Consider the following 21,877-nt stretch of genomic DNA (forward strand, 5'->3'; position numbering starts at 1 on the left):
GCTCAGATACTTTCCAGTGTTTTGCCCGCAAGTGCCGTGCGGATGCTCTCGTTCATTCGCTGCGCCGCGAAGCTTTCCGTCGCCTGCGCGAGCGCCTTGGTCGCTGCTTCGATCACCGCTGCATCGTCACTGGCTTGCGCCGTCTTGCGCAGCTGGTCCATCAGCTGGTCGATCTGGGCTCGCGCGTCGGCGCCCAGCAAGGCACCGTCGGCATCGAGTGCGCTTTGCGTGGCGATCAGCATGCGGTCGGCCTCAACGCGAGACTCGACCAATGCGCGCGACTTGATGTCTTGTTCTGCCGTCGCAAAGCTGTCTTGCAGCATCTTCGCGACCTGCTCGTCCGAAAGGCCATAGGACGGCTTGACGTCGATGCGCGCCTCGACGCCACTGCCCTGCTCCTTCGCGCTCACGCTCAGCAGGCCGTCCGCATCGACGGTGAACGTCACGCGGATACGCGCTGCGCCAGCCGCCATCGGCGGGATGCCGCGCAGCTCGAAGCGCGCGAGGCTGCGGCAGTCAGCCACCAGGTCGCGCTCGCCCTGAACAACATGCAGCGCAAGCGCCGTCTGGCCGTCTTTGTACGTGGTGAAGTCTTGCGCCTTGGCGGTGGGAATCGTCTCGTTGCGCGGCACGATGCGCTCGACCAGGCCGCCCATCGTTTCAACACCGAGCGAGAGCGGAATCACATCGAGCAACAGCAAATCGCCACTGGCGTTGTTGCCCGCGAGCTGGTTCGCCTGGATCGCCGCGCCAAGCGCCACGACTTCATCGGGGTTGAGATTGGTGAGCGGCTCTTTGCCAAAGAACTCGTGCACCGCGCGCTGCACCTGCGGCATGCGCGTGGAGCCGCCCACCATCACGACACCCTTGATGTCGTCCTTGGCCAGGCGCGCATCACGCAATGCCTTGCGCACAGCGGCCATCGTGCGCGCTGTGAGGTCGGCAGTGGCGGACTCGAATTCCTCGCGCGTGATTGGCACGCCCTTCGAAGCGCCGCCGACCTCGATGGAAACGTCAATGGATTCACGCGCCGAGAGCTGCTCCTTCGCGTCGCGCGCAGCCATCTTGATGCGTGCCTTGTCGCTTGCCGCCTGCGCATGCAGGCCCGCCTTGGCCAGCATCAGCTCTGCAAGAACGCGGTCGTAGTCGTCACCGCCCAGCGCGGAATCACCGCCCGTCGCAATCACCTCGAACACGCCCTGCGTCAACCGCAGGATCGAGATATCGAATGTGCCGCCGCCCAGGTCGAAAACCGCATAGACGCCCTCGCTGCCGTTATCCAAACCGTAGGCAATTGCCGCAGCCGTCGGCTCGCTGATCAGCCGCAGCACGTTGATGCCCGCGAGCTTCGCTGCGTCCTTCGTGGCCTGGCGCTGCGCATCGTCGAAATACGCAGGCACCGTGATCACGGCGCCATACAGGTCGTCGTTGAACGTGTCTTCTGCACGAAAACGCAGCGTCGCCAGAATCTCGCCGCTGATCTCGACAGGTGTCTTCTCACCCGCGCGCGTTTGCAGCGTCACCATGCCGGGGCGATCCACAAACTGGTACGGCAGCTTCGCGCGATTGGCGATGTCTGCAAGACCGCGCCCCATGAAGCGCTTGACCGATGCGATCGTGTTGAGCGGGTCTTGCGCCTGCGCAGCCTGCGCGTCGAAGCCGATTTGGCGGCCGTTGTTCTCCAGGAAGCGAACGACGGAAGGAAGGATCACGCGGCCGTTGTCATCAGGCAGGCATTCGGCAACGCCATTGCGCACCGATGCGACGAGCGAGTGAGTTGTGCCCAGGTCGATGCCGACTGCGATGCGCCGCTGGTGCGGGTCGGGCGACTGGCCGGGTTCTGAAATTTGGAGGAGTGCCATAGCGCGGCTTTATTGTCCCAGTTGCTCGTAGCGCTGCTGCACGTCGTGGTCGAAACGCTCGATGAACATGAGCGCCCTGACCTGGCCCGCGGCAGCAGCGGCATCGTTCGCGCTATCGAGCAATTGCGCAATCCGCGCGAGCGTGTCGCGGCGCGTGCGCATCAATTGCCCGGCCAGCGTGTCAAGGTCTTCTTCGCCCTTGGCCTCATCAAGTGCTTCGCGCCACTCCATCTGCTCCATCAGGAATTCTGCGGGCATAGCCGTATTGTTCTCGGCCTCGATGGGCGCACCGCGCAATTCGCACAAGTAGGCAGCGCGTTTGCCAGGGTCCTTCAATCGCTGGTAGGCCTCATTGATACGCACCGACCATTGCATCGCCACGCGCTGTGCTGCGGCTCCCTGCCCCGCGAACTTGTCGGGGTGGGCTTCGCGCTGCAGCTCTTTCCAGCGTGCGTCGATCGCGGCGCGGTCCTGCTCGAAGCGCTCAGGCAGACCGAACAACGCAAAGTCATTCGACTGCAGGTTCAAGGCGATGCTCACACGCGGAACGATTCCCCGCAGCCGCAGCGGTCACGCTCGTTGGGGTTGTTGAACTTGAAGCCTTCGTTCAGGCCCTCACGCACGAAGTCGAGCTGCGTGCCGTCGATGTAGGCCAGGCTCTTGGGGTCGATCAGCACCTTGACACCGTGGTCTTCGAACACGATGTCTTCGGGCGCGACGTCATCGACGTATTCAAGCTTGTACGCCAGGCCCGAGCAGCCCGTCGTCTTCACGCCCAGCCGCACGCCGACACCCTTGCCGCGCTTGGTGAGGTAGCGTGAAACGTGCCGCGCTGCTGCTTCTGTTAACGAGATGGCCATGGCGAGGGCTAGTGCTTGACGTGCTTCTGTTTGTAGTCGGCCACGGCTGCCTTGATCGCGTCTTCCGCGAGGATCGAGCAGTGGATCTTCACGGGCGGCAAGGCCAGTTCTTCGGCAATCACGCTGTTCTTGAGCGCAGCCGCTTCATCGAGCGTCTTGCCCTTGACCCATTCGGTCACGAGCGAGCTCGATGCAATGGCCGAGCCGCAGCCGTAGGTCTTGAAACGTGCGTCTTCAATGATGCCCGTCTGCGGATTCACGCGGATCTGCAGCTTCATCACGTCGCCGCAGGCGGGCGCGCCCACCATGCCGGTGCCAACGGACTCGTCACCCTTGTCGAACGAGCCGACATTGCGGGGGTTTTCGTAGTGATCAACGACTTTTTCGGAATAGGCCATTTTGAACTCCTGGTTTGGCGTTAGGCGTTGGGCGTCAAGCGGGCTTCATGGGGCTTCACGCCCAACGCCCAACGCTCAACGCTCAACCTCTTCAATGCGCTGTCCACTGGATCGTCGAGATATCGACGCCGTCCTGGTACATCTCCCAGAGCGGACTCAGCTCGCGCAGGCGCGCGACGTTTTTCTTGATCGTGTCGACGGCGTAGTCGATCTCTTCTTCGGTCGTGAAGCGGCCGATCGTCATGCGCAGGCTGCTGTGCGCAAGCTCATCACTGCGGCCCAGCGCGCGAAGCACATAGCTTGGCTCCAGTGACGCCGACGTGCAGGCCGAGCCCGACGACACCGCCAGCCCCTTGATGCCCATGATCAGCGACTCGCCTTCGACAAAATTGAAGCTGATGTTCAGGTTCTGCGGCACCCGGTGTTCGAGGTTGCCGTTGATGAAGACTTGCTCGACGTCTTTCAGCCCATCGAGCAGGCGCTTTTGCAGCGCATGCGCCTTCGCGTTGTCCTGCGCCATCTCGGCCTTGGCGATGCGGAAAGCCTCGCCCATGCCGACGATCTGGTGCGTGGGCAGCGTGCCTGAACGCATGCCGCGCTCATGGCCGCCACCATGCATCTGCGCTTCAAGGCGCACACGCGGCTTGCGACAGACGTACAGCGCGCCAATGCCCTTGGGGCCGTACGTCTTGTGCGACGCGAGGCTCATCAGGTCCACAGGCAGCTTCTTCACATCGATGTTGACTTTGCCCGTGGCCTGCGCCGCATCGACGTGGAAGATCACGTTCTTCTCGCGGCAAATCGAGCCCAACGCCACGATGTCCTGGATGACGCCGATCTCGTTGTTGACGTACATGACGCTCGCCAGGATCGTGTCGGGCCGCAGCGCTGCCTTGAACACTTCCAGGTCGAGCATGCCGTCTTCCTTGACGTCGAGGTAGGTCACCTCGAAGCCCTGGCGCTCGAGCTCACGCATCGTGTCGAGCACCGCCTTGTGCTCGGTCTTGACGGTGATCAGGTGCTTGCCGCGGCTCTTGTAGAAATGCGCCGCGCCCTTGATGGCGAGGTTGTTCGATTCGGTCGCGCCGGAAGTCCAGACGATCTCGCGCGGGTCGGCGCCGATCAGGTCCGCGACCTGGTCACGGGCTTTCTCGACGGCGGCTTCTGCCTCCCAGCCCCACGCATGGCTGCGCGAAGCGGGGTTGCCGAAGTGCTCGCGCAGCCAGGGGATCATCGCGTCGACAACGCGCGGGTCCACCGGCGTCGTTGCGCCGTAGTCCAGGTAAATCGGGAAGTGCGGAGTGGTGTCCATGCTGGCGTGCTGCTGGCTGAATCGAAACGGGGATTTGCCGTCCTTACGACTTGGCAAACGAGTTGCCAAGGGCAAACACGGAATTGGGCGCGTTCACACGGATCGGCTTGACCACGGGCTGCGCGGAAATCGCACGCTTGATGGCCGGCTTGTCTTCGATGGTGACGCCCTTGGCGATCTGGTCTTCCACCAGTTTTTGCAGCGTGACCGAATCAAGGAACTCGACCATGCGCTGGTTGAGCGAGGCCCACAGCTCGTGCGTCATGCAACGGCCGCCATCGCCCTGGCAGTTTTCCTTGCCGCCGCACTGCGTGGCATCGATCGGCTCGTCCACCGACACGATGATGTCGGCGACAGTGATCTCGCCAGCCTTGCGAGCGAGCGTGTAGCCGCCGCCCGGGCCGCGAGTGGACTCCACCAGCTCATGCCGGCGCAGCTTGCCGAACAGCTGCTCGAGGTAGGAAAGGGAGATCTGCTGGCGCTGGCTGATGGCCGCCAGCGTGACCGGGCCATTGTTCTGGCGCAGGGCCAGATCGATCATCGCGGTGACCGCAAAGCGGCCTTTGGTAGTGAGACGCATATGGAAGCTCCTTATCCGGTGCTGGAATTACCCCGCGGCACACGCTACGGGGTCCGTCTCGCCCATTCGCCGGCTCCTCGGCCGGCCTCTCCGCAAGACTCTGACCTGTCAGAGTTCCGGCGGGCTTTTGAGTTCTGGACTGTTCTTGAGTATTTCCGTCAAGTATAGCAGAAGGCCGACTCCGGCGCTCAGGTACTGAGCCGCGCCGGGTTAGCGTGCTACCAGCATCTGGCGCGCATGGACGAGCAGCCCCTTGCAAGCCGCTTCGACCTGGTCAAGGACCATCTGGAAGCCCTGCTCGCCACCCGCGTAAGGGTCAGGCACCTCGTCAGCCATGCCGGGTGGCGCGAACTCCATCAGGCGGCGCACCTTGTGGCGCTGATCCTTCGGGCAGAGCGCTTCGAGCTCCACAATGTTCTGCCAGTCCATGCCAAGGATGAGGTCGAAGTCCACAAAGTCGGAAGGCTTGACTTGCCTGGCCCGCAGCGCGCCGAGGTCATAGCCGCGCAGGCGCGCGTGGCGCTGGCTGCGGTGGTCGGGCGGCGAGCCGACGTGATAGTCCAGCGTTCCCGCCGAGTCGATCCGGACCTTGCCCGCCAGGTCTGACTGGCGGACCATGTGGCGGAACACGCCTTCCGCCGTGGGGCTTCTGCAAATGTTCCCCATGCAAACGAACAGCACCCGCAATTGCATCGGACTTCCTTCTGCCTTCTGGCTTCAAACGGCATCGCCATCGTGCCGCACCTTTGCGGCCAGCGATGGCACATGCAATTGAACCAGATAAAGAGGCCGGCCTTTGGACTCGCCAAAGATGCGGCCGATGTACTCGCCCAGAACGCCAATCGAGAAGAGCTGAATGCCGCCCAGGAAGAGCACCGTCACCATGAGCGTCGGGTAGCCGCGCACGACGTCACCCCAGATCAGGGTTCGCGCGATCACCCACGCACCAAAGACGAACGCCAGAAAGGCGATCACGAAGCCGACGTACGTCGCCAGCCTCAAGGGCGCCGTCGTGAAAGAGGTCACGCCCTCCAGCGCGAAGTTCCACAGCTTCCAGTAGTTGAACTTCGTGTCGCCGGCCGCACGCGCCTGGCGGCGGTAGTCCACCGCGATGCTCGGGTAGCCGATCCAGGCAAACAGGCCCTTCATGAACCGGTGGTGCTCGCGAAGCTTGCCCAGCGCGTCCACGGCGCGCCGGCTCATGAGGCGGCAGTCGCCCGTATCGCGCGGAATGAGCACCCGCGAGATGCGCGCCATCAACCCATAGAAGCCAGCCGCGGTGGACTTCTTGAGCCAGCTCTCGCCGTCGCGATGGGTGCGCCGGGCGAATACAACGTCGTAGCCCGCCTTCCAGTGGCGCACAAACTCGATCAGCAATGCGGGTGGGTCCTGCAAGTCAGCATCGAAGACCGCCACCGCATCACCCGATGCATAGTCAAGCCCTGCCGTGAGCGCAGCCTCCTTGCCGAAATTGCGCGACAGCGCCACCACACAGACGCGGGCGTCGCGACTCGCCAGCTCCCGCATCAGGTCCAGCGTGCGATCCGTGCTGCCGTCGTCCACCAGGACGATCTCGAAGTCGTAGCCCGGCAGGCGGTCGAACGCGGCCGTCATCTTTTCGTGAAACAGGCGCAACACGACCTCCTCGTTGAAGGCCGGTACGACGATGGAGATCAGCTCTTGCATGCCAACTCGGCCGCAGCCGTATCGTCGGTCACGACGCTGCCGCGAAACGTCGCGTAGAACCGCGGCGCAGGCGCCTTGCAGAACTGGGCCTTGAGTTGCGCGTCGGGCAACTCGATCACGAACTGCAGCGATGCATCGTGATGGCTGATCCTGAAGGCATGGCCTGGCCGTAAGCGAACGGGTTGTGATACGGCTCCAGCCCCGCCACAAACACGGACGAGCCACGCGGCAGTTGGGCCGAGAGTTTGTCGAACGCCTCGAACTGGTCGCGGATCATCGAAGACTTGACGTCGTTGAACTCCATGATGGTTTTGTTCCACTTGCTTTGCGCAGGAAGAACGATCAACGCCGCAGCAAAGGCAACCCCGCCCAGCCGGCAGACGCCGGGCACCGTGAGAAGCGCTGCTACGGCCAGGGCCACAAAGAAGTGCGGTGCGTACAGGTAAAGCACTTCCAGGTGCGCCGACAACAGCAGCGTAGGCCCCAGCAGGATGACAAACCCGGCGAACCCGACTGCAATGACCCGCCGCGCCTGCGCCGACCGCCATGCCGCATAAGCCAGCAACGGCACGGCCACCAGAAGCGGGGACCATCGAAAGACATCGGAATAGAACACATGCTTGACGTACCACCACAAGTTGGCACCGATGCCGCCGAGGTGAAGCCCATACAGGTTGTCCTGGCGCCCACGAGTTTTTGCTTGCCCGCAAACAGCAGGTGCGCATAACTCCAGCCCAACAGCAGCATCACCGCAAGAATGCCGGCCATGCTCTTGAGCGTCTGGACGATTGTGCGGCGCTCGAGCAGGGTGCTAATCAGGAAAACGAGCGCGGGCAAACCCAGCGCAAATTCCTTGGTTCGAATAGAAAGAAAATAACAAATCGCGGCAAGTATCTGAAACAGGACCGGCCTGCCCAGCAATGACAGCTGCCACATCCATATCGTGAGAAGGCAAAGCGTCGCGGCCAGCAAGTCGAAAGCGGCGGCCGTCCAGTACACCGCGCTGTTGGCAACGATCCAAGTGCCCGCGAGCACAGCTGCGACAAGTGCCGCACGCCGCCCTACATATTTACTGCTGATGAGGTAGAGCAAAACGCAGTTGCCTGCGTGGATGAGCAACTGCACTCAAAGGAATGCGCGTGGTTCCAGCCCGAATAGCCGGTAGAGAAGTTTGATGAAAAGTGCACCCACGGGCCTGTCGTTGTAGACCTGCTGCGGCAGGATTGAAACGATCTGCGTGACGGGTGCGAACTCGGCCAGATACAGCCAGCCCCAGTCATCTGCGAAGAAGAAGTGTCTTGCACCCAGTTCGATTCGCCCTGCAAAAACAATCAGTAAGGCGACTGCGCAACTACCAATTGCTCCCGCATGCGTGAACAGGAACCTGCGCAGAGTTTGCGCGTTCATTGCGCCATGAGTGCGAGCCTATTCATGTTTCGATCGTGTCATCTCGTTGCGCTTTTGGGTCAGGCGCGCTTGCCTGAATCAATCGGTACCACGACGCTGTCATGCACAACAGCACCGAATGCCTGCTCCTTGAGCACTGCCAGCTGGTCGCGCACGCGCGCGGCCTTCTCGAACTCCAGGTTGCGCGCGTGCTCAAGCATGAGTTTCTCAAGCCGCTTGATTTCTTTCGCAATGTCTTTCTCCGACATATCCTGCGTAGCGGCGCGTTGCAACTTATCCTTCTCCATCTGCTTGGCGGTCTTTTCGCTGTACACACCGTCGATCAGGTCCTTGATGTGTTTCGTGATGCTGCGCGGCGTGATGTTGTGTTCAAGGTTGTGCGCAATCTGCTTCGTGCGCCGGCGATTCGTTTCGCCGATTGCCTTGGCCATTGAATCCGTCATGCGGTCCGCATAGAGGATTGCCTTGCCGTGCAAGTGCCGCGCCGCACGCCCTATCGTCTGGATGAGCGAGCGCTCGGCCCGCAGAAAACCTTCCTTGTCGGCGTCCAGGATGGCAACGAGCGACACCTCAGGAATATCGAGGCCCTCGCGCAGCAAATTGATGCCCACCAGCACGTCGAATGCACCCAGACGCAAGTCGCGAATAATCTCGACACGCTCCACCGTATCGATATCGCTGTGCAGGTAACGCACCTTCACGCCGTTATCGCTGAGGTAGTCGGTCAGCTGCTCTGCCATGCGCTTCGTAAGCGTGGTGATGAGCACGCGCTCGTTCTTCTCTGAGCGGGTGCGGATTTCCTGCAGTACGTCGTCGACCTGGTTCGTCGCGGGCCGCACTTCCACTTCCGGGTCAATGAGGCCAGTCGGCCTGACCAGTTGTTCCACGACTTTGCCTGCATGCTCATTTTCATATGCGGCAGGCGTGGCCGAGACGAACACGACCTGGCGCATTCGCGTTTCAAATTCTTCAAACTTCAGCGGACGGTTGTCCAGCGCGGAGGGCAGGCGAAAGCCGTACTCAACGAGCGTGGTCTTGCGCGCGCGGTCGCCGTTGTACATCGCGCCGAGCTGGCCGATCATCTGGTGGCTCTCGTCGAGGAACATCAGCGAGTCGGCGGGCAAATAGTCCGTGAGCGTGGAAGGCGGCGATCCGGGCGCCGCGCCCGACAGATGCCGCGTGTAGTTCTCGATGCCCTTGCAGTGGCCGATCTCGCTGAGCATTTCCAGGTCAAAGCGCGTGCGTTGCTCCAGCCGCTGCGCCTCGACCAGCTTGCCGTCGCCCACCAGCTGCTTGACGCGCTCCGACAGCTCAAGCTTGATCGACTCCACCGCAGACATGACCTTCTCGCGCGGCGTCACGTAGTGGCTCGACGGATACACCGTGAAGCGCGGCACCTTCTGCCGCACGCGGCCGGTGAGCGGGTCGAACAGCTGCAGCGATTCGATCTCGTCGTCAAACAGCTCGACGCGAATCGCAAGTTCGGAGTGCTCGGCTGGAAAGATATCGATCGTGTCGCCGCGCACACGGAACGTGCCGCGCTTGAAGTCCTGCTCGTTGCGGCTGTACTGCATGCGAATGAGCTGCGAGATCACGTCGCGCTGGCCGATCTTGTCGCCCACACGCGTGATGAAACGCATCTTCGTGTAGTCCTCCGGCGCGCCGATGCCGTAGATGGCGCTCACGGTGGCAACGATGATCACGTCGCGCCGCTCCAGAACGCTCTTGGTGGCTGACAGCCGCATCTGCTCGATGTGTTCGTTGATCGAGCTGTCTTTCTCGATGAACAGGTCGCGCTGCGGCACATACGCTTCGGGCTGGTAATAGTCGTAATAGCTCACGAAATATTCGACCGCGTTCTTCGGGAAGAACTCGCGGAATTCGCTGTAGAGCTGCGCGGCCAGCGTCTTGTTGGGCGCGAACACGATGGCCGGCCGCCCCATGCGCGCAATCACATTCGCCATCGTGAATGTCTTGCCTGAACCCGTCACGCCGAGCAGTGTCTGGAACACCTCGCCGTCGTTCACGCCCTCCACCAGTTCCTCGATGGCTTTGGGCTGGTCACCCGCGGGCGGATACGGCAGGAACAGCTCGAACGGTGAGCCAGGAAAGGTGATGAATTCGCCCTTCGTCTGTTCATCAACAACTTCGGATATCTCTGTCATGGGCTTGAAAGCGTGAGCGTGGATGGGCAACGGTAAAATCGAAAGGAACCGGACAGCGTACCGCAACGCCGTCCTCTCGTGCTACTGACAACTTTCACCCTCCATCTGTCATCCAAGGAAGCTATGTCCCTGTTCACCGCCGTCGAAATGGCACCGCGCGACCCCATCCTGGGCCTCAACGAGCAATTCAACGCCGACCAGAATCCCCGCAAAGTCAACCTCGGTGTTGGCGTGTATTACGACGACGCTGGCAAGCTGCCGCTGCTCGAATGCGTGCAGATCGCTGAAAAGCAGATGATGGAAGCGCCCAAGGCGCGCGGCTACTTGCCCATTGATGGCATCGTGGCCTACGACTCGGCTGTGAAGAGCCTCGTATTTGGGGCCGATAGTGAGCCTGTCAAGTCCAACCGTGTCGCCACCGTGCAAGCACTCGGCGGCACTGGTGGCCTGAAGATCGGAGCCGACTTCCTCAAGAAGATCAACCCGAACGCCAAGGTGCTGATCAGCGACCCGAGCTGGGAGAACCACCGCGCCCTGTTCACGCAAGCCGGCTTCACAGTCGAGAGCTACCCGTACTACAACGCCGCCACGCGCGGCATCGACTTTGACGGCATGCTCGGCGCGCTTAACGCAGCGGCCGAAGGCACCATCGTCGTCCTGCACGCCTGCTGCCATAACCCCACGGGCTATGACATCACTGCCGCGCAGTGGGACCAGGTGATTGCCGCCGTGAAGGCGCGCAAGCTCGTTCCTTTCCTTGATATGGCGTACCAGGGCTTCGGCTACGGCATTGCGGAAGACGGCGCTGTGATCCAGAAGTTTGTCGCTGCCGGCCTGAGCTTTTTCGTGTCGACGTCTTTCTCCAAGAGCTTCAGCCTCTACGGCGAGCGCGTCGGTGCACTTTCCGTGCTGTGCCAGGACGCTGAAGAAACCAGCCGCGTGCTGTCACAGCTGAAGATCATGATCCGCACGAACTACAGCAACCCGCCGACTCACGGCGGCCAGGTCTGCGCGATGGTGTTGAACACGCCCGAGCTGCGCGCGCTGTGGGAAAAAGAGCTGGCCGGCATGCGCACCCGCATCAAGCAGATGCGCGTCACGCTGGTCGAGAAGCTGAAAGCCGCCGGCGTGAAGCAGGACATGAGCTTCATCACGCAGCAGATCGGCATGTTCAGCTATTCAGGCCTGACCAAAGACCAGATGGTTCGCCTGCGCAACGAGTTCGGCGTGTACGGCACTGACACAGGCCGCATGTGTGTGGCTGCGCTCAACAGCCAGAACATTGATTACGTTTGCGAGTCGATTGCCAAGGTGCTTTGAGGCCTGGTTCCGCGGTGCCGCGTCAGTGGGTAGCTGGCACGGCTACCCCCACACCACCGACCGCATCGAGATCGACGCCAGCTGATACTTGTCGTTGAAGAACTTCACCGGCTCCTTCGCATCCACAGCACCAGCGGTGTAGAGCAACGGCAGGAAGTGGTCATACGTCGGGTGCGCCATCTGCGCGACCTGCCCCATCTTCTCGAAATTGGCGAGCGCAGCCAGATCACCCTTTTCGATCTGCGCTGCAATGGTGCCGTCAAACTCCGCGGCCCAGCTGTACGCCTGGTTGTTGGCCACCTCTCGCCGCGCGGCGCGCAGGTTGTGCACGATGTTGCCGCTGCCGACGATCAACACGCCCTGCTCGCGCAGCTTCTTCAATTCCTTGCCCAGTGCGTAATGCTCTGAAGGCGGATGCGAATAGTCCATGCTCAGCTGCACCACCGGAATGTCGGCCTTGGGGAACATCGGCTTGAGCACGGACCACGTGCCGTGATCAAGACCCCACTTCGTGTCCAGCCCCACTGCAGGCTGCGCAATGCCTGCGCTGATCGCCTTGGCCATGGTGGGTGAGCCCGGCGCCGGGTATTGCTGTGCAAACAGCTCGGGCGGAAACCCGCCGAAGTCGTGGATGGTGCGGGGCTTGTCCATGCCCGTCACCCACCAGCCATGCGTGAGCCAGTGCGCCGACACGCACAGGATCATCTTCGGGCGCGGCCTGCTCGTGCCGAACTCAGCGCCCAGCGACTGCCAGCTGCGGCGGTATTCGTTGTCTTCGATTGCGTTCATCGGGCTGCCGTGGCCGAGGAACAGGACGGGCATTCTGTCTGTCATGTCTGAAAGTATTCACTGTTAATCATTTGGATACATGAGCTACGCTCCCTATTGGTACTAACACCCCGATGTGTTGTCCCCAAGCCGGTGCTATATTGCACTGCAACAAAGAACTTGAGGCCACCTCGATGCTTTACCAGATCTACGAAGGACAACGCAGCTTGATGGAGCCGTTTGCCGATTTTGCGCAAGCAGCGTCCAAGTTGTACAGCAATCCGCTCTCCCCCTTCGGCCAGAACCCGTTTGCCCAGCGCGCGTCAGCAGGGCTCGACCTGATGTACCGCCTCTGGAAAGACTACGAGAAGCCACAGTTCGGCATCACCACCATCGACATCGACGGCATTGACATCGCCGTTCATGAACGCGTCGAGATCGACAAGCCCTTTTGCGAACTGCGCCGCTTCAAGCGCTTTTCCGATGACCCGGCCACCCTCACCCGCCTGAAGACGCAGCCCGCCGTGCTGATCGTTGCACCATTGTCGGGCCACTACGCCACGCTGCTGCGCGACACGGTGCGCACCATGCTCAAGGACCACAAGGTCTACATCACCGACTGGAAGAACGCACGCATGGTTCCGCTGGAAAAAGGCGAGTTCCACCTTGATGATTACGTGGGCTATGTGCAGGAGTTCATTCGCCACCTGCAAGCCACCTACGGCAACTGCCACGTGATCAGCGTGTGCCAGCCCACCGTGCCGGTGCTCGCTGCCGTGTCGCTGATGGCCTCGCGCGGCGAGAAAACCCCGCTGACGATGACCATGATGGGCGGCCCTATCGACGCTCGCAAATCGCCCACGGCCGTGAACAACCTGGCCATGAACAAGAGCTATGAATGGTTCGAGAACAACGTGATCTACCGCGTTCCGACCAACTTCGCAGGCGCTGGCCGCCGCGTGTACCCGGGCTTTCTGCAGCACACCGGCTTTGTGGCGATGAACCCCGACCGCCACATGACGAGTCACTACGACTACTTCAAGAACCTCATCAAGGGCGACGACACCAGCACCGAAGCGCACCGCAAGTTCTACGACGAGTACAACGCCGTGCTCGACATGGATGCGGACTACTACCTCGAAACGATCCGCATCGTCTTCCAGGAGTTCGCGCTGGTGAACGGCAACTGGGATGTGATCAACGACAAGGGCAAGCCCGAGCGCGTGAAGCCTGAAGACATCACGACCACCGCGCACTTCACCATTGAAGGCGAGCTCGACGACATCTCCGGCTCCGGCCAGACCGAAGCGGCGCACGGGCTTTGCTACAACGTGCCCAAGTCACGCCAGAAGCATCTTGAAGTCAAGGGCGCGGGCCACTACGGCATCTTCAGCGGCCGCCGCTGGCGCGACCAGGTCTATCCGCAAGTGCGCGACTTCATCCAGCAGTTCAATGAAACGCCGGCTGAAGTGAAGGCACTGCCCAAGCCCGCGAAGGCAGCGGCTAAAAAAGCACCTGCGGCCAAGAAGGCACCTGTAGCCAAGAAGGCGACCCAGTCGCGCCGCACATCTGCGGCTTGACGTGAGCCCGCGGGCCGAACGCATCCACGCCGCATTGCCGCAAACGCAATGCACGCGCTGCGGCTATCCCGACTGCGAGGGCTACGCAAGCGCGATTGACGCGGGCGAAGCCGCCATCAACCAGTGCCCGCCGGGCGGCGCGGAAGGCATCGTGCGGCTGGCTGCAATCACGCAGCTACCCGTGGCACCACTCAACCCTGTGAATGGCGTTGAAGCACCGCGCGCCGTGGCAGTGATTGACGAGGCCTGGTGCATCGGCTGCACACTGTGTATCGACGCCTGCCCGACCGACGCCATCCTAGGCAGCAACAAGGTCATGCACACCGTCATCGAGCGTTACTGCACGGGTTGCGAGCTCTGCGTGCCCGTCTGCCCTGTGGACTGCATCAGCCTGGAGAACGTGACGGGCGACTTCACGGGCTGGCAAGCCTGGTCGCAACCGCTCGCCGATGAAGCGCTGGCGCGTTACACGCAGCGTAAGGTCCGGCTCGCGCGCTCTGAGCTGGAACATCACCAGCAGCTGGAAGCCAAGGCGCTGGAAAAGCTGGCGGACTTGCCGGCGCATACGCATGGCGCGCAAGGCGCAGAGGCGGACCGCAAGCGGGCGGTGATTGAGGCGGCGTTGGCGCGGGCGCGGGCCAAGCGGGGTGCGTAGGCTGGTGGGTAGCAGGCTTACCGCTGCTTGCCCCCACCCCGGCCCTCCCCCGGAGGGGGAGGGAGAAAGTCCCGGCGCCCAGCAGGTCAGCCCAGCGCGTCGTTCACCGTCTCGTTGAACTCCGCCTGGCTCACGGCGCCGCCAATCTCGCGTGGCAGTGCATCGCGGATCGAGAACACGCCAAGGATGCGCTTGTCAGGCCCCACGATCGGCAAGTGGCGGAAGCCGCGCTCCAGCATGATCACCAACGCGTCCGACACAGGCATTTCCGGCGGCACGCAGATCGGGTTGGGCGTCATCACCTCGCGCACGGTCGTCGTTTCAGGATCAAGTGCCTTGGCCAGCACGCGCGTCATCAAGTCGCGCTCGGTCACGATGCCGAGCAGCGAATCAGGCAGCCCCAGCACGAGCGCGCTGCCGCAATTGGCACGCGTCATCGCCCCCGCCGCTTCACGCACGCTGGCCAGCGGCCCCATCGAGAGAACGCGCTTTTGCGAACTGGACTGAAACACGGTGCGCTCGGCCATGACGTGACCCTCCGTTGAACTTCAATATAGGCGGGCTGCCCACTCAGCGCAAGGACGCGTTGATCTTCGCAAGCGCGCCCGCGCCGGGGCATAGCTGCGGCGAATCCAGCGTGTTCAGTGGCCGCGCCGATGTGTTGAGCGCCGTATGCAAGTCCGTCGCGAGCGGATCGACGTACAGCAGGCCAGTGACGATCTCGCCGAGCGCCTGGTGGTGGTGCATGTAGTTCATCGCCTCGTAGCGGTCGGTCGGGTCATAGTCCGCATGCAGCGAGCGCAGCCGCAGCAAGCTGCCGTCGTGCTGGCGCACATCGACCACTTCACCCGGCGCGGCAGTTGCCGTGATCTCTTCGCGCGGCGTGATGAAGTCGATGCGGCTCACGCTCTCGTTGTGCTCGCGCACATAGTCGTAGCTCTTGGTGCTGCCCGGATGGTTGTTGAACGCCACGCACGGGCTCAGCACGTCGATGAACGCCGCGCCCCCGTGCGCCAGCGCGCCGCGGATCAACGGCACCAGCTGCTCCTTGTTGCCCGAGAAGCCGCGGCCTACATACGTCGCGCCCAGCTGCAATGCCATCGCCACCAGGTCCACCGGGCTGTCACTGTTGACCACGCCCTTCTTGCTCTTGGAGCCCTGGTCGGCAGTGGCTGAGAACTGGCCTTTGGTCAGCCCATACACGCCGTTGTTCTCGACGATATAGGCCATGCGCACGCCGCGCCGCATGGCGTGGGCAAACTGCCCGAGCCCGATGGACGCGGAGTCGCCATCACCTGACACGCCCAGGTAAAGCAGGTCACGATTCGCGAGATTCGCGCCCGTCAGCACCGAAGGCATGCGGCCATGCACGGTGTTGAAGCCGTGCGAGGCCCCCAGAAAATAGTCGGGCGTTTTCGAACTGCAACCAATGCCCGACAGCTTCGCGACGCGATGCGGCAGGATGTCCAGCTCCCAGCACGCCTGGATGATCGAGGCAGAAATCGAGTCGTGCCCGCAGCCCGCGCACAGCGTGGAAATCTTACCCTCGTAGTCGCGGCGCGTGTAGCCGACCTTGTTGGTCTCCAGCGATGGATGATGCAGCCGTGGTTTGGCGATGTACGTCACTTACGCTTTCTCCTTTGCGCGGATCTGGGCCTCGATCGCCTCGATGATGAATTTCGCCGTGATCGGCGTGCCGTCGAAATGCAGCACGCGCACCAGCTTGGCCGGGTCGATATCGAATTCGTTGACGAGCAGCGACCGCATCTGCGCATCGCGGTTCTGCTCGACGACGAACACCTTGTCGTGATCGGCAATGAACTGCGCCACGCTTGGGGGGAACGGGTACGCACGCAGCCGCATCGCGTCGAGGTGGATGTCCGCTTCGTCGAGCACGTCGAGCGCTTCGCTCATCGCGGGGCTGGTCGAGCCGAAATACAGCACACCCAGCCGCGTCTTGTCCTTGGCCATGCGCACCACGGGCTGCGGCACGAGCGTGGCTGCAGTCGCAAACTTCTTGAGCAGACGCTCGACGTTGTAGATGTAGTCCGCGCCGCGCTCCGAGTAGCGCGCATACGAATCACGCGTCGTGCCGCGTGTGAAATAGGAGCCCTTCGTCGGATGCGTGCCGGGCAGCGTGCGCCACGGAATCCCGTCGCCGTCCACGTCCTTGTAGCGGCCAAAGTCCTTGCCGGCCTCCAGCTCTTCGGCGGTCATCACCTTGCCCTTGTCATAGTGGCGCGCGTCATCCCACTCGAACGGAAGGCACAGCCGCTGGTTCATGCCGATGTCCAGGTCGGTCATCACGAACACCGGCGTCTGCAAACGATCGGCCAGGTCGAGCGCGCAGGCGGCGTGCTCGAAGCACTCGTGCGGATCTTCCGGGAAAAGCAGCACGTGCTTCGTGTCGCCATGCGACGCATAGGCACACGACAGAATATCCGCCTGCTGCGTCCGTGTGGGCATGCCGGTCGAAGGGCCGCCCCGCTGCACATTGATGATCGTGACCGGAATCTCCGCGAAGTACGCCAGGCCGATGAACTCCGTCATCAGTGACACACCCGGCCCCGACGTTGCCGTGAACGCACGTGCGCCGTTCCAGCCAGCGCCCACCACCATGCCGATCGACGCAAGCTCGTCTTCTGCCTGCACGATCGCGAACTTGTTCTGCCCCGTCGCCGCATCCACGCGGAACTTCGAGCAGTACTTCTGGAAGGCCTCGGCCACAGAAGACGACGGCGTGATCGGATACCACGCGGCCACTGTGGCACCGCCGTACACACAGCCCAGCGCTGCAGCACTGTTGCCATCCACGAAGATCTGCTCGCCCACCTTGTCGGCGCGCTTCACACGCAGGCCAATGGGCACCTGCAGATGCTCGTTCGCAAAATCGCGACCTAGGTGCAGCGCCTGCACATTCGATGCGAGCAGCTTTTCCTTGCCCTTGTATTGCTCGCCGAACAGCTTCTCGATGGCTTGCGGCTCGATCTCCAGCAGCGCCGACAGTGCGCCCACGTACACGATGTTCTTGAACAGCTGGCGTTGCCGCGCATCCGTGTAGACGGCGTTGCATATTTCGGTCAGCGGCATGCCGATCACATGCACGTCGTCGCGGAACTTCGACGGCGGCAGCGGCCGCGTGCTGTCATAAAACAAGTAGCCGCCCGAACCGATCTCGGCAATGTCCGCGTCCCACGTCTGCGGATTCATCGCCACCATCATGTCGACGCCGCCACGACGGCCCAGGTAGCCCTTCTCGCTCACCCGCACTTCGTACCAGGTCGGCAGGCCCTGGATGTTGCTCGGGAAGATATTGCGCGGGCTCACCGGCACGCCCATGCGCAGGATGGCCTTGGCGAACAGCTCGTTCGCGCTGGCCGAACCCGAGCCGTTCACATTCGCGAACTTGATGACGAAGTCGTTCACCGCCTCGATTCTTTTCATGGTGCTGGCCATCATGCAACTCCCACTGCCGAGCGCGCCCGGGGCATCGCGCTGTCGCGGCAACGCTCGCCGGCAGGCGTCGTGTTGAGCAAAAACTTCTGCATATCCCACGCGCCCGTCGGGCAGCGTTCGGCGCACAGGCCGCAGTGCAGACACACGTCCTCGTCTTTCACCATCACGTGGCCTGTCTTCAATTCATCCGACACATAGAGCGCCTGCGTGAGGTTCAACGCGGGCGCCTTCAGGTGCTGGCGCAACTGCGCCTCCTCGTCATTCGGCTTGAACGAGATGCAGTCCATCGGGCAGATGTCAACGCACGCGTCGCACTCGATGCAAGCGCTCTCCAGGAACACCGTCTGCACATCGCAGTTGAGGCAGCGCCCTGCTTCCTTGAAGGCCGTCGCCGCATCAAAGCCCAGCTCCACCTCGACCTTGATGCTTGCCAGCGCGATCTCCGCCTTCGTCCACGGCACCTTGTAGCGCAGGTCGTTCGACGTGTCGTTGTCGTAGCTCCACTCGTGGATGCCCATCTTCTGCGACATCAGGTTCGTCATCGGCGGCGGGCGCACCGCAACGTCTTCGCTGTGCAGCAAGCGGTCAATCGACACCGCCGCCTCGTGCCCGTGCGCCACGGCCGTGATGATGTTCTTCGGCCCGTAAGCAGAGTCGCCGCCAAAGAAAACATTCGGCACCGACGACTGGAAGGTGCCCTTGCCGAGCTGGGGCAAGCCCCACTCGTCGAAGGCAATGCCGCTGTCGCGCTCGATCCACGGAAACGCGTTCTCCTGGCCCACGGCTACCAGCACGTCGTCGCATTCGAAGAACACATCGCTCGCACCCGTCGGAACCAGCTGGCGCTTGCCCTTGGCGTCGTACTGCGCCTTCACCACTTCAAACGTCATGCCCTTGAGCACACCGCCCTCATGCACGAACGCCTTGGGCACATGGAAGTTGATGATCGGGATGCCTTCGTGCATCGCGTCTTCCTTCTCCCAGGGCGAGGCCTTCATTTCCTCGAAGCCGCTGCGCACGATCACCTTCACGTCCTCGCCGCCCAGCCTGCGCGCAGAACGGCAGCAATCCATCGCCGTGTTGCCACCGCCCAGCACGATCACGCGCTTGCCGATCGTCGTCACGTGCCCGAAAGACACTGACGCCAGCCAGTCGATGCCGATATGAATGTGCTCCTTCGCCTGCGCCAGGCCAGGCAGGTCGAGCTGGCGGCCACGCGGCGCGCCGCAGCCGACAAAGATCGCGTCGAAGCCCTGACTCATCAACGCCTTCATCGACTCGATGCGCTGGCCGCCAATGAACTTCACGCCAAGATCGAGCACGTAGCCCGTCTCTTCGTCGATCACCGATTCAGGCAGGCGAAAGCGCGGAATCTGCGTGCGGATGAAGCCGCCTGCTTTCGCGTCGCCCTCGAACACCGTCACCTCATAGCCCAGCGGCGCGAGATCGCGCGCGACGGTGAGCGATGCCGGCCCTGCGCCCACACACGCGATGCGCTTGCCGTTTCGCGGCAGCACCTTGGGCATGCGGTCGTGCACGTCGTCCTTAAAATCGGCCGTGACGCGCTTCAAGCGGCAGATGGCTACGGGTTCCGGATCGCCCGCGTTGTTCTTTTCAACACGGCCCCGGCGGCAAGCCGGCTCGCACGGCCTGTCGCAGGTGCGACCGAGGATGCCGGGGAACACGTTCGAGACCCAGTTGACCATGTAGGCATCGCTGTAGCGACCCTGCGCGATCATTCGTATGTATTCAGGAACCGGTGTGTGCGCCGGGCACGCATATTGACAATCGACGACCTTGTGGAAATAGGCCGGATCCGAGATGTCGGTACGCTGCAAAGCTTTGTCTCCCAGAGCTAGGGCCAGTCTAGGCCTGCCGCAGCGCAACAATCACTCAGGGATTGCCCTGAAATGCGTATCAGATAAATCTCAAATTGTCGGGCGAGGCTTGACCACCAGCCGCTTGAACGCAAAGTCGCTCGGCTTCAACGGCTGGTCCACAACCGGCCCCTGGTATCTCGTTGCGCCCGCGCGCCGCAGCACCACCAGCTGCTGCAAGCTCGTGACACCCGAGACAACGCACACAAGGCCCAGGCTATTGACGAACCCTATCGTGCTTTCAAGCAGCGCCGCGAGCTTGGGGTCGCGATCAATATCGCGCAGCATCGTCGCATCGAGCCGCACCTCAGACAGCGGCAGCTGCGCGAGCCATGCAAGCGACGTCTGCCCATGGCCAAAGCGGCCCAGCGCCATCGGAAATCCCATCTGCGCGAGATCCTTCATCGCCTGTAGTTCGCGTGGCCGCACGTCTTCCAGCGCAGGCAGCTGCTGCCACTCAAGAATGAATCGCTTCGGATCGAGCCCATGCTTGACCGACCGCCTCACCAGCTCAAGCACATCCGCCGCAGAAATCTGCGCGAGCGACAGCGACACGCGCACGGGCACTGCCTCTACGCCTGTCTTGCGCCACACCTCCAGCGTGTGCAGCACCTGCTCGACCGCCCACTCGGCCAGCATGTGGCCTGCGTCGGTAGCGCCTGCCAGGTCGAGCAACTCGTCGCCATAGATGGCGCGGCCGCTAGGGTGCAGCCAATAGAGCACAGGCTCTGCAGCCACAATGCGACCGGTATTCGCATCCAGCCGCGCCTCAAAGCGCAAGTCCACCTGCTGGCGCGCAAATGCGCGGCGCAATTCAGCCGCCACATTGAGCTTCTGCGCGGCCGCTTCATTGATCTTGGCGGAGAAGAATTCGTAGCTGTTGCTGCCACCTTCCTTCGCCTTGCGCATGGCAGCGCTCGCCTTGCTCATCAGGTCCGTCGCCTCGCTGCCATCGTGCGGAAACATCGAGATGCCGATGCTGCAGGTCGCAAACACGTCCTGCCCCCCGCGCGAAAACGCGACGGCTGCATCCTCAAGCACCTTGGAGATGAAGTCTGCCACCAGCTCCTGGCTCTCCACATGCGGCAGCACGATGGCGAACTCGTCGCCGTCAAAGCGGAACAGCGAGGGCTGGTGCAGGCGCGTGCCCAGCTCACCGCCGACCTCTGTCGATACCGAGCTTGCAAGCCGCTTGGACAGCCGCTGCAAGATCAGGTCGCCCACCGACCGGCCCAGCGCATCGTTGATCGGGCCCAGCTTGTCCACGCCCACATGCACCAGCGCACCCGACTGCCTTGCACGCAAGCTGGCCTGGAGCACATCTGCAGCAAACTTTGCATACGCCACGCGATTGGGCAGGCCCGTGAGCGGGTCATGCTGCGCCAGGAAGTCGCGGTAGGCGCTGGCCGCCAGCGTATTGCGCAGCCGCAGCGCCAGCTCGCTCGGGTCAACCGGCTTGGACAGAAAATCCATCGCGCCCGCCGCGAGCGCCTGCAGCTTGACGTGTGGCTCGATGGTGCTGGTCAGCACGATCACCGGAATATGGCGCAACTGCTTGTCGCCACGCATCTGGTCAAGGATGTCCATTCCGCTCACGTGCGGCATCGACAAGTCCAGCAGCAGCACGGCGGGCGGGCGTTCGCGCAGGCGCTCGATGGCGCGGCGCGAATCGCTCTGGCTCGTGAAGTTGACGTAGCCGGCTTCCTGCAGGAAGGCCTGCGTCATCTCGATGTTCAGCTCTTCGTCGTCCACCATCATGATGAGCGAGTCGGCCAGGCTCGCGGCCGACCGGTGCGTTTCACCCATCTCGCGCGGCGACACCGCCAGCAGCGCGTCATCGTCCAGCTTGCTGCTGCCCTGCGGAAACACATACGCCGGCGGATTGCTCGGCGTGCTGCCGGACTCCGGTGCGTCGTTGTAGCCCGCTTTACTGCTCATGAGCGAATTGTCC

At 62.5% G+C, this 21,877-nt stretch carries 22 protein-coding genes; 4 read left to right on the forward strand and 18 right to left on the reverse strand.

Translation table 11 applies throughout. The features are described 5' to 3' along the window. Positions 1–2 precede the first annotated feature (2 nt). From hscA to GHT07_RS00950, 10 genes are all read right to left on the reverse strand, one after another. Positions 3–1,862, reverse strand: a complete 1,860-nt coding sequence (gene hscA / locus GHT07_RS00910; RefSeq protein ID WP_153583168.1) for a Fe-S protein assembly chaperone HscA — start codon at positions 1,860–1,862, stop codon at positions 3–5. A 9-nt stretch (positions 1,863–1,871) separates the two neighbouring features. Continuing rightward, a complete protein-coding gene (hscB, locus tag GHT07_RS00915; RefSeq protein WP_153583369.1) occupies positions 1,872–2,390 on the reverse strand; it encodes a Fe-S protein assembly co-chaperone HscB in 519 nt (172 codons plus the stop codon). A gap of 8 nt (positions 2,391–2,398) precedes the next feature. After that, positions 2,399–2,722: an iron-sulfur cluster assembly protein IscA gene (iscA, locus tag GHT07_RS00920; protein ID WP_153583169.1), complete on the reverse strand. Its 324-nt coding sequence runs from the start codon at positions 2,720–2,722 to the stop codon at positions 2,399–2,401. An 8-nt stretch (positions 2,723–2,730) separates the two neighbouring features. Beyond that, a complete protein-coding gene (gene iscU, locus GHT07_RS00925) occupies positions 2,731–3,120 on the reverse strand; it encodes a Fe-S cluster assembly scaffold IscU (RefSeq protein ID WP_153583170.1) in 390 nt (129 codons plus the stop codon). Positions 3,121–3,211: 91 nt separating this feature from the next. Then, positions 3,212–4,432 carry an IscS subfamily cysteine desulfurase gene (locus GHT07_RS00930; RefSeq protein WP_153583171.1) on the reverse strand — a complete coding sequence of 407 codons (1,221 nt, stop codon included), beginning with the start codon at positions 4,430–4,432 and terminating at the stop codon, positions 3,212–3,214. Positions 4,433–4,475: 43 nt separating this feature from the next. Beyond that, positions 4,476–5,012 carry a Fe-S cluster assembly transcriptional regulator IscR gene (gene iscR, locus GHT07_RS00935; RefSeq protein ID WP_153583172.1) on the reverse strand — a complete coding sequence of 179 codons (537 nt, stop codon included), beginning with the start codon at positions 5,010–5,012 and terminating at the stop codon, positions 4,476–4,478. A 210-nt stretch (positions 5,013–5,222) separates the two neighbouring features. Next, the gene (locus GHT07_RS00940) at positions 5,223–5,705 is read right to left on the reverse strand and encodes a low molecular weight protein-tyrosine-phosphatase (protein ID WP_153583173.1); all 483 of its coding nucleotides are present in this window, start codon (positions 5,703–5,705) and stop codon (positions 5,223–5,225) included. Between the two features lie 24 nt (positions 5,706–5,729). Further along, positions 5,730–6,698, reverse strand: a complete 969-nt coding sequence (locus GHT07_RS00945) for a glycosyltransferase family 2 protein (protein ID WP_153583174.1) — start codon at positions 6,696–6,698, stop codon at positions 5,730–5,732. After that, positions 6,686–6,817 carry a hypothetical protein gene (locus GHT07_RS21595; protein ID WP_267237547.1) on the reverse strand — a complete coding sequence of 44 codons (132 nt, stop codon included), beginning with the start codon at positions 6,815–6,817 and terminating at the stop codon, positions 6,686–6,688. The genes GHT07_RS00945 and GHT07_RS21595 overlap by 13 nt, the downstream gene beginning before the upstream one ends. Next, on the reverse strand, positions 6,814–7,335 hold the full coding sequence (locus GHT07_RS00950) for a hypothetical protein (protein WP_153583175.1): 522 nt from the start codon (positions 7,333–7,335) through the stop codon (positions 6,814–6,816). Before GHT07_RS00950 ends, GHT07_RS21595 begins: the two co-directional genes overlap by 4 nt. 59 nt (positions 7,336–7,394) lie before the next feature. Between GHT07_RS00950 and GHT07_RS00955 the strand changes: the two genes are divergently transcribed. Further along, positions 7,395–7,622, forward strand: a complete 228-nt coding sequence (locus GHT07_RS00955) for a hypothetical protein (RefSeq protein ID WP_153583176.1) — start codon at positions 7,395–7,397, stop codon at positions 7,620–7,622. Between the two features lie 201 nt (positions 7,623–7,823). Here the strand turns inward: GHT07_RS00955 and GHT07_RS00960 are convergent, their stop codons facing one another. Further along, a complete protein-coding gene (locus GHT07_RS00960; RefSeq protein ID WP_153583177.1) occupies positions 7,824–8,105 on the reverse strand; it encodes a hypothetical protein in 282 nt (93 codons plus the stop codon). Positions 8,106–8,164: 59 nt separating this feature from the next. Continuing rightward, complete coding sequence (gene uvrB, locus GHT07_RS00965) at positions 8,165–10,270, reverse strand: excinuclease ABC subunit UvrB (protein ID WP_153583178.1); 2,106 nt, start codon at positions 10,268–10,270, stop codon at positions 8,165–8,167. A gap of 123 nt (positions 10,271–10,393) precedes the next feature. Between uvrB and GHT07_RS00970 the strand changes: the two genes are divergently transcribed. Further along, entirely contained in the window at positions 10,394–11,590 is a 1,197-nt protein-coding gene (locus GHT07_RS00970; RefSeq protein ID WP_153583179.1) for an amino acid aminotransferase, read from the forward strand. A gap of 42 nt (positions 11,591–11,632) precedes the next feature. On the opposite strand, the gene ygiD is transcribed toward GHT07_RS00970, so the two are convergent. Then, positions 11,633–12,424 carry a 4,5-DOPA-extradiol-dioxygenase gene (gene ygiD, locus GHT07_RS00975; RefSeq protein ID WP_153583180.1) on the reverse strand — a complete coding sequence of 264 codons (792 nt, stop codon included), beginning with the start codon at positions 12,422–12,424 and terminating at the stop codon, positions 11,633–11,635. A gap of 128 nt (positions 12,425–12,552) precedes the next feature. On the opposite strand from ygiD, the gene GHT07_RS00980 reads away from it, so the two are divergent. Continuing rightward, the gene (locus GHT07_RS00980; protein WP_153583181.1) at positions 12,553–13,938 is read left to right on the forward strand and encodes a polyhydroxyalkanoate depolymerase; all 1,386 of its coding nucleotides are present in this window, start codon (positions 12,553–12,555) and stop codon (positions 13,936–13,938) included. Position 13,939: 1 nt separating this feature from the next. Beyond that, a complete protein-coding gene (gene rsxB, locus GHT07_RS00985) occupies positions 13,940–14,593 on the forward strand; it encodes an electron transport complex subunit RsxB (protein WP_323740724.1) in 654 nt (217 codons plus the stop codon). A gap of 86 nt (positions 14,594–14,679) precedes the next feature. On the opposite strand, the gene GHT07_RS00990 is transcribed toward rsxB, so the two are convergent. The 5 genes from GHT07_RS00990 to GHT07_RS01010 all read right to left on the reverse strand — a co-directional run bounded on the left by GHT07_RS00990 (position 14,680) and on the right by GHT07_RS01010 (position 21,864). Then, positions 14,680–15,120, reverse strand: coding sequence for a CBS domain-containing protein (locus tag GHT07_RS00990; RefSeq protein WP_153583183.1), 441 nt, complete (start codon positions 15,118–15,120; stop codon positions 14,680–14,682). Between the two features lie 43 nt (positions 15,121–15,163). Beyond that, the gene (locus tag GHT07_RS00995; RefSeq protein WP_323740725.1) at positions 15,164–16,219 is read right to left on the reverse strand and encodes a 2-oxoacid:ferredoxin oxidoreductase subunit beta; all 1,056 of its coding nucleotides are present in this window, start codon (positions 16,217–16,219) and stop codon (positions 15,164–15,166) included. Then, on the reverse strand, positions 16,220–18,037 hold the full coding sequence (locus tag GHT07_RS01000) for a 2-oxoacid:acceptor oxidoreductase subunit alpha (protein WP_153583184.1): 1,818 nt from the start codon (positions 18,035–18,037) through the stop codon (positions 16,220–16,222). It lies immediately after the preceding gene. A gap of 11 nt (positions 18,038–18,048) precedes the next feature. Further along, the gene (locus tag GHT07_RS01005; RefSeq protein WP_153583185.1) at positions 18,049–19,887 is read right to left on the reverse strand and encodes an FAD-dependent oxidoreductase; all 1,839 of its coding nucleotides are present in this window, start codon (positions 19,885–19,887) and stop codon (positions 18,049–18,051) included. 90 nt (positions 19,888–19,977) lie between these two features. Then, entirely contained in the window at positions 19,978–21,864 is a 1,887-nt protein-coding gene (locus GHT07_RS01010) for an EAL domain-containing protein (RefSeq protein WP_153583186.1), read from the reverse strand. Positions 21,865–21,877: the final 13 nt, after the last annotated feature.

The organism is Caenimonas koreensis DSM 17982, from assembly GCF_009646335.1.
In the GTDB taxonomy this organism is placed as follows: Bacteria; Pseudomonadota; Gammaproteobacteria; order Burkholderiales; family Burkholderiaceae_C; genus Ramlibacter; species Ramlibacter koreensis.

Excerpts from the sequence above, each read along its gene's own strand:
- GHT07_RS00980 (WP_153583181.1), top strand. The coding sequence starts at position 12,553 with ATGCTTTACCAGATCTACGAAGGACAACGCAGCTTGATGGAGCCGTTT.
- GHT07_RS00930 (WP_153583171.1), bottom strand. The coding sequence starts at position 4,432 with ATGGACACCACTCCGCACTTCCCGATTTACCTGGACTACGGCGCAACG.
- GHT07_RS00940 (WP_153583173.1), bottom strand. The coding sequence starts at position 5,705 with ATGCAATTGCGGGTGCTGTTCGTTTGCATGGGGAACATTTGCAGAAGC.
- iscA (WP_153583169.1), bottom strand. The coding sequence starts at position 2,722 with ATGGCCATCTCGTTAACAGAAGCAGCAGCGCGGCACGTTTCACGCTAC.
- iscR (WP_153583172.1), bottom strand. The coding sequence starts at position 5,012 with ATGCGTCTCACTACCAAAGGCCGCTTTGCGGTCACCGCGATGATCGAT.
- iscU (WP_153583170.1), bottom strand. The coding sequence starts at position 3,120 with ATGGCCTATTCCGAAAAAGTCGTTGATCACTACGAAAACCCCCGCAAT.
- GHT07_RS01000 (WP_153583184.1), bottom strand. The coding sequence starts at position 18,037 with ATGAAAAGAATCGAGGCGGTGAACGACTTCGTCATCAAGTTCGCGAAT.
- ygiD (WP_153583180.1), bottom strand. The coding sequence starts at position 12,424 with ATGACAGACAGAATGCCCGTCCTGTTCCTCGGCCACGGCAGCCCGATG.
- GHT07_RS00945 (WP_153583174.1), bottom strand. The coding sequence starts at position 6,698 with ATGCAAGAGCTGATCTCCATCGTCGTACCGGCCTTCAACGAGGAGGTC.
- GHT07_RS00960 (WP_153583177.1), bottom strand. The coding sequence starts at position 8,105 with ATGAACGCGCAAACTCTGCGCAGGTTCCTGTTCACGCATGCGGGAGCA.
- hscA (WP_153583168.1), bottom strand. The coding sequence starts at position 1,862 with ATGGCACTCCTCCAAATTTCAGAACCCGGCCAGTCGCCCGACCCGCAC.
- GHT07_RS00990 (WP_153583183.1), bottom strand. The coding sequence starts at position 15,120 with ATGGCCGAGCGCACCGTGTTTCAGTCCAGTTCGCAAAAGCGCGTTCTC.
- uvrB (WP_153583178.1), bottom strand. The coding sequence starts at position 10,270 with ATGACAGAGATATCCGAAGTTGTTGATGAACAGACGAAGGGCGAATTC.
- GHT07_RS00970 (WP_153583179.1), top strand. The coding sequence starts at position 10,394 with ATGTCCCTGTTCACCGCCGTCGAAATGGCACCGCGCGACCCCATCCTG.
- GHT07_RS01010 (WP_153583186.1), bottom strand. The coding sequence starts at position 21,864 with ATGAGCAGTAAAGCGGGCTACAACGACGCACCGGAGTCCGGCAGCACG.